We start from the raw sequence: 6,640 nt of genomic DNA on the forward strand, positions 1-6,640 counted from the left end.
GCAGGTAAACAATTGAATATAGTTACTAGTGCTTATATTGCTATTATAGATCTAATTTAACAAATCTTTTTTGTTGCCTAATTATTAATTTAATGGCTTATAGCTCTGCTGATCCCTACCCTATTTTGTGGGGTCTGGCTATCGTTCGTTTGCATAATTTCATGGAACTAAAGAAAAACAATTCCTTGAAAAGTTTGTTGCGGGTAACCGTAGTTTGGGATTTTTCTAGTTTCTATTTTTTATAATGGCACAATTGGTCCGAAATGCATGGCACATTAAACTAAGGTATCAACCAAGACAATGAAGGAAGAATATCGAGCTGTAGGCCAACAAGTGTATGCAGCTCCCCAGTTGCGCAAAGTCTCCTGCCTTTGCGCCTTTACAACCAAAAACTATCATAATTGGGAAAAACTATGTATAGAGCAGCAAAAGAATCACGTTCTGCCCATAATAGAATTATGATCCCTACATTTCATCAATAATAATTAATTACTATACCTGGCCTAAAATTATACGTCTAGGCTATAATTTCGTTGTTACGACATCTGCAAGAGCTGTGTGCGGGTAGGTGTGCCGGCTCGCAGACTTTACCACTTATGAAATCAGACTGATTGGTGGTTTCTATTTTTGTTTTTTGCAAGATGCCGCAATGAATTATAGCCAATAATGTGTGTATTTTTCTTCTTCTAAAAGTCTTAATCCTGCACGTATAACTTCGCTAACATTTTTAAATCGACCGACTTTTATTCGGCTTTGAACAAAATGATCGAAATAATTTCCGAGTGATATAGTTGTGTTTTTATTCCTTTTGATACTATTTGACTCAAATATGCCAAAAATTGGTATTGTCGGCAAATTACGCACAACGTTAAGCTTATGATTCCGATCCCGAAAAATTCTAACGGATTGGCAGCAAGTTGAACTGGTTGTAAAAGAAATTATTTGTTTTGTACGGTTTTATTCCGTACATTTGAAAAATGAAATCAAAGATTGCAAGATTTGATACCCGTTGGACTACGGAACAGAAAGAAATGTTCGAGCATGCATCTTCCATTGGTGGCTTTCGCTCTCTTTCAGAATTTGTATTCTTCGCTGTGCAACAGCGCGCTGAGGAAATTATAGAAAAACACGAACAAATTATATCGAGCAGAAGGGATCAAGAAATCTTCGCCAACGCTCTTCTCAACCCACCTAGTCCAAATTCCAAATTAAAAAGAGCAGCGAAACGATATATGGAATTAATTGAATCTGATGGGGTACGAAACAAGGCCGTTAAAGTCAAATCATAATCGAAATGCATTCGATTGTGGCCATGACTTGTTAAACAATTACCTCAAAAGACAAGCAAACCAAGACGTTAAACGAAATCTTTCAATTTGTTTTGTTCTAACGGATGAATCCGAAATTGTTAAAGGTTATTATACTCTTTCAAATACTTCAATAAATAGAAAGTACCTTCCTGGGTCAGTCACGAAAAAATTGCCGATTAGTTACGATGAATTACCGGCTACATTGCTTGGAAGGCTTGCTATAGATAAATCTGAAAAGGGTAAAGGATTTGGTGAATTATTGCTTATAGATGCACTGAAACGATCACATGATGTCGCTTATGATAGTCTTGGTTCACTAGCAGTTATAGTAGATCCAATAAACGAAAAAGCTAAAGCATTCTATGAAAAATACGGGTTTATTGATTTACCTGATTGCGGTAAAATGTTTCTTCCTATGAAAACAATTGGACAATTATTTTAAAAAAGCCAGCTGCCAATAATTAATTGCTGACCCAGTTGCGCAAAGTCTCCTGCCTTTGCGCCTTTACAACCAAAAACTATCATAATTGGGAAAAACCATGTTTAGAGCAGCAAAAGAATCACGTTCTGCCCATAATGGCATATAATTTCACACAAGTGCAAGCCTGCCATAAAATTAACGGCTCGAATATGCATAGTGCAGGATTTCATGGCACTTCACAATCAAACAGCTACATTGTTTATTAAGTGCTCTTAAGCTCAAATTTACCAAATCGCCCCGCATTACGTATATTTATTGTTAGGTAGAATTATCGAAATGGTAACAAAAAATAAAATATTACTAAGGTTTTTAGTCCTTTTCGTTGTCTTTTTGACAGTTCCTTTTCCATTAAACACATCTCCTAAATTAGAGTTCATTTCAGAGTCCATTCTGAAATTTTATCAAAAAATCATCTCTTGGATTGGGGAGAATATTTTTAGTCTAGAGAGTTCTTTTTCAATAACCCAAACTGGAAGTGGAGATAAGACGTTTGATTATTTACTTCTTTTATTTCTTTTGATTATCGCAGTTTTTGGAACTATTATTTGGTCGATTGCAGATAAAAAAAACAGGAGCTATGAAAAATTGAATTATTGGTTTCTTGTTCTTACGAGATACTATCTAGGCTATATTATGATTTATTATGGTCTTTTTAAAATATTACCAATACAATTTGGGGAAATTAGCTTTTGGAAAATGCTACAACCATATGGAGAATCCTCGCCAATGGGTTTAGCGTGGACTTTTCTTGGACATTCGAAAGGATATAGCCTTTTTATGGGCCTATCGGAATTCATTGGTGGTATTTTACTTTTCCACAAAAGAACAAAACTATTAGGTGCGCTAATTTTGATACCCGTAATAGTAAACATTGTAGCCGTAAATTTCTTTTTTGATGTGCCAGTTAAACTATTTTCATCTGTGTTACTTTTAATGGCCTTTATAGTGGTAGCTCCAGACTTCAAGCGATTATTAAATCTTATAATTTTTAACAAGCCTTCATATCCCACAAACTTCGCCAGTCCATTTCAAACAAAAAAATGGGTCTTATTGACCAATATTGTTAAGTGGCTTTTTGTTCTTTTCATACTTTACAACACTATTGACTTAACAACAGGCATATATAAAACAAGACAAAACAAACCTGAATTATACGGACTATATGAAGTTACAACCTTTGTCAGTAATCAAGACACTATCCAACCACTTTTAACGGATGACAAAAGATGGCGTTACATTTTTTTCGAATATCCAAATACCATTCAATTTTCCAGAATGAACAAATCACGATATGGACTTAAATCTGAGGTAGACACATTAAAAAAACAAATAAAACTGACTGAATTTAATGATTCGACTCAAGTCTATTTATTGGAATTCGAAAAAACGGATTCGACTTTAAACATCAGCGGTATATTTCGAAAGGATACTATTTTTTGCAAAACTAAGCGATTGGACCGAAAGGATTTTAGACTTACTTCTAGAGGGTTCAATTGGATTAACGAACGCCCATATAACCGGTAAAATAACTATGCCCTACCCTATTTTGTGGGGTCTGGCTATCGTTCGTTTGCATAATTTCATGGAACTAAAGAAAAACAATTCTATGGGAAGTTGGTTGCGGGTAACCGTAGTTTGAGATTTTTCTAGTTTCTATTTTTTATAATCGCACAATTGGTCCGAAATGCATGGCACATTAAACTAAGGTATCAACCAAGACAATGAAGAAAGAATATCGAGCTGTGTAGTCTTACCCATTGGAATTGGCACAGGCCAACAAGGTAGTGCAGCTCTCCGCCATTGCCTACAACCTGAAAACCCTCCTGAACGGCACGGGCAGGAGTATCTGAAATTTATAGAAAAACGCACTAAAAGTGGGGTAGGCAAGGCCGCCTTGTCGGTTTTTATAAAAACCGGACAGCATAAGCTGCAAAGATGGTTTCTATGCCCTGCAAAAACAATGATCTGTTCGGGTGCTTAAAAAACAAAACCACCTTAAAAAGCGGTTATCGAGGACGTTGTTTTAATAATTACGGGCTTGTGCAACGGTTACTGTTGTTACCCTTTGTTTTTCTTAATTTTCTCCTATGAATGGTGGTAATAAGATATCCGTCATTGCTTTAAAAGGTAGTTTGTCATCTTGGGAGTTATAAGCACTACCTGTAAAAACTGCTATCAAATCTAATTCAGGGAAAACAAAAATATATTGCCCTCCGTTTCCAGTTGCTGTTTTAGAAACATATATTCTTTCGTTTACTCTAAAAGGAATATTCCACCATAAATAACCGTAATCAATTCCAGTAATCTTTATTTTTGACGTCGTTGATTCTAATATCCATTTTTCTGATACGAGTTGTTTATCATTCCACTTCCCGTTGTTTAGTATTAGTTGTCCGATTTTTGCCATATCTCGGGAAGTCATATACAATCTCTTTCCAGAAGGAATTATTTCTTTTTTGGAAGTATGTCCCCAAGATACATTGCTAATATTTAAGGGTTCGAATAAGTACTGTTCAGCAAACTTGTCAATTGTCATTCCTGAAGCTTGACTTATTATTTCTGCAACCAAAATTGCACCCATAGAACAGTAATTTGAAACTGTTCCTGGTTCATTTACCATCGGTAGGTTAAGTGTATATTGAAGCCAATCTTTCTTTTTAGATACTTTATCTTCCTGTCCTTTTGATTTTTTGTCCCAATCGTTACAATCAAGTCCACTTGACATTGTTAATAGGTCTTTGATTGTAATTTTTTCTTTTCTATCGTCTATATTCTTCTTTGGCACTGGACTTTTAAGGTATTTTGAAATCGGGTCGTTAACATTATCGATAAATCTTTTGTCGATTGCAATTCCCAATAAAATCGACCTTATGCTTTTCGTAGTAGAACGAAGGTCATGTTTTTGGTCTAAGGTTTGCCCATTTAAATATTCCTCAATAATAATTTGGTTATCTATTATCAATAATACGCTTTGGATTTTGTTTTCATTATTATTCAATTGATTGAACATCTTATAAATCAAAGTTGTATCAATATTTTGTGATTTCAGGTCGTTTGTTTTCCATCCATCGCCAATATTCTTTGGCTCTGAATATAAATAATCATTTTGCCCGAAGCAAAACCCGTTAAGGAATAAAGTTATGATTATTAATGTTGCTATGTTTTTCATAATAAAGGGTAACATTATAGGATTAAATCATGTAAGCCAACTAGTGTTTATATTCCTCTTATAGGTCTAATTTAGTAAATCTTTTTAGATAGCCTGGTTTTATTTAATGGTTTAAGGCTCAGCTGATCCCTACCCTATTCTGCGGGGTTTCGTTGTCATTGGTTTGCATATTTTTTAGTGGAACTAAAGAAAAACAATTCTTTTAAAAGTAAGTTGCGGGAAACCGTAATTTGGGATGTTTCTAGTTTCTATTTTTTGAGAATGGCACAATTGGTCCGAAATGCATGGCACATTAAACTAAGGTATCAACCAAGACAATGAAAGAAGAATATCGAGCTGTGTAGTCTTACCCATTGGAATTGGCACAGGCCAACAAGGCAGTGCAGCTCTCCGCCATTGCCTACAACCTGAAAACCCTCCTGAACGGCACGGGCAGGAGTATCTGAAATTTATAGAAAAACGCACTAAAAGTGGGGTAGGCAAGGCCGCCTTGTCGGTTTTTATAAAAACCGGACAGCATAAGCTGCAAAGATGGTTTCTATGCCCTGCAAAAACAATGATCTGTTCGGGTGCTTAAAAAAAAAACCACCTTAAAAAGCGGTTATCGAGGTCGTTGTTTTAATAGTGACGGGGTTGTGCAACGGTTACCGGTGTTGAACGTATTGCTTCGTCAACCAATTTACTGTCCACAAAACTGCTCAAAACTGATAATTTTACTATTGTTTAGTTTCCAGATATGGCAACCCGCCCTTCAAGAAATGCTGGCCGCAGAGCCGCTAAAATTCAAAGAGGAGAAGCCACCATTGCTCAAAGGGAAGTGCCCCATCTGCAAAAAGGGAAAATTGGTCACCGTTATGACTTTCGACGGGCGTGGCCCTCCCCAATGCTGGAAGGAATTACTGACGTTTACGGATCAACTATAGGAACTACTTGCAAACCGCGGGGCAGAAGCACTATGCCTTAAGGTAAATGCTAAACCAAAAAGAGACAGGACTGTTCGCCAAACTGGTGAAAAAGTTGGATTTAGGTCACTAGAAAAAAGTTGAAGTTCAAAGGCCAACACAAAACAACGGCAAGTCTGCCAAAATAAAACTCCAGGACAAACACAAAAAAGAAGGCTTTCCCCATAGGGAGGAAACGGATCCGTCAACAAGATATTCAGCCCTGGCCTATCGGCGGGCCGAATACTTAGTTATTGGCAAACGTTTTATTCCACTTTTAATAAATCTCTAAAATCTTTTTCCAATTTTTTTCTAGCTTCTGGTATCTCATCTTTTACAGATTTATAAGCCGCTATCATTTTTTTTCTGGATTCTATGACAGTTTTTCTATCATAAACATCAACTCCAATTCCTTCATAAAATTTATGTTCGTTATAATCCCAAAACGCCTGATGAAAATGTTTTAAAAGGTCATCAATAATTTTACAAGTTTGTTCATTAAAATATATTTTATTTTTTTGGTAAAAGGAGTTAAATAAGTTGAAACATTCACTTGCTTTCTCCGTCAATTCTTTTTCAAATTCTTTAAAATCTTTTTCAGTTTGCTTCACCGGATTGTATCCCTCCGAGCAACTGCGTCTTTTATGACGTGATGTGGCTTTTTACCTTTGGCATAAACTATTTGAGTTATGACAAAAAAGGATAATGCTTTGCGGATGCGTAAATTGGTAAAGGAGTT

At 35.8% G+C, this 6,640-nt stretch carries 5 protein-coding genes and 1 pseudogene; 3 read left to right on the forward strand and 3 right to left on the reverse strand.

Annotation, left to right across the window (positions count from 1 at the left end; genetic code table 11):
- Positions 1-675: 675 nt before the first annotated feature.
- Positions 676-813 (reverse strand): annotated as a pseudogene (locus QSE00_RS04520) (type II toxin-antitoxin system ParD family antitoxin); the annotation flags it as partial.
- Between the two features lie 164 nt (positions 814-977).
- On the opposite strand from QSE00_RS04520, the gene QSE00_RS04525 reads away from it, so the two are divergent.
- The 3 genes from QSE00_RS04525 to QSE00_RS04535 all read left to right on the forward strand — a co-directional run bounded on the left by QSE00_RS04525 (position 978) and on the right by QSE00_RS04535 (position 3,315).
- Positions 978-1,289: a type II toxin-antitoxin system TacA family antitoxin gene (locus QSE00_RS04525; protein ID WP_286104992.1), complete on the forward strand. Its 312-nt coding sequence runs from the start codon at positions 978-980 to the stop codon at positions 1,287-1,289.
- Positions 1,252-1,752 carry a GNAT family N-acetyltransferase gene (locus tag QSE00_RS04530; RefSeq protein ID WP_286104994.1) on the forward strand — a complete coding sequence of 167 codons (501 nt, stop codon included), beginning with the start codon at positions 1,252-1,254 and terminating at the stop codon, positions 1,750-1,752. The genes QSE00_RS04525 and QSE00_RS04530 overlap by 38 nt, the downstream gene beginning before the upstream one ends.
- A gap of 315 nt (positions 1,753-2,067) precedes the next feature.
- Positions 2,068-3,315, forward strand: a complete 1,248-nt coding sequence (locus QSE00_RS04535; protein WP_286104995.1) for a DoxX family protein — start codon at positions 2,068-2,070, stop codon at positions 3,313-3,315.
- A gap of 550 nt (positions 3,316-3,865) precedes the next feature.
- Here QSE00_RS04535 and QSE00_RS04540 read toward each other — a convergent pair.
- Complete coding sequence (locus tag QSE00_RS04540) at positions 3,866-4,960, reverse strand: serine hydrolase domain-containing protein (RefSeq protein WP_286104996.1); 1,095 nt, start codon at positions 4,958-4,960, stop codon at positions 3,866-3,868.
- A gap of 1,207 nt (positions 4,961-6,167) precedes the next feature.
- The gene (locus QSE00_RS04545; RefSeq protein WP_286104997.1) at positions 6,168-6,512 is read right to left on the reverse strand and encodes a hypothetical protein; all 345 of its coding nucleotides are present in this window, start codon (positions 6,510-6,512) and stop codon (positions 6,168-6,170) included.
- Between the last annotated feature and the right edge of the window lie 128 nt (positions 6,513-6,640).

Origin of the sequence: Arenibacter flavimaris (genome assembly GCF_030291335.1) — a bacterium.
Taxonomy (GTDB): Bacteria; Bacteroidota; Bacteroidia; order Flavobacteriales; family Flavobacteriaceae; genus Arenibacter.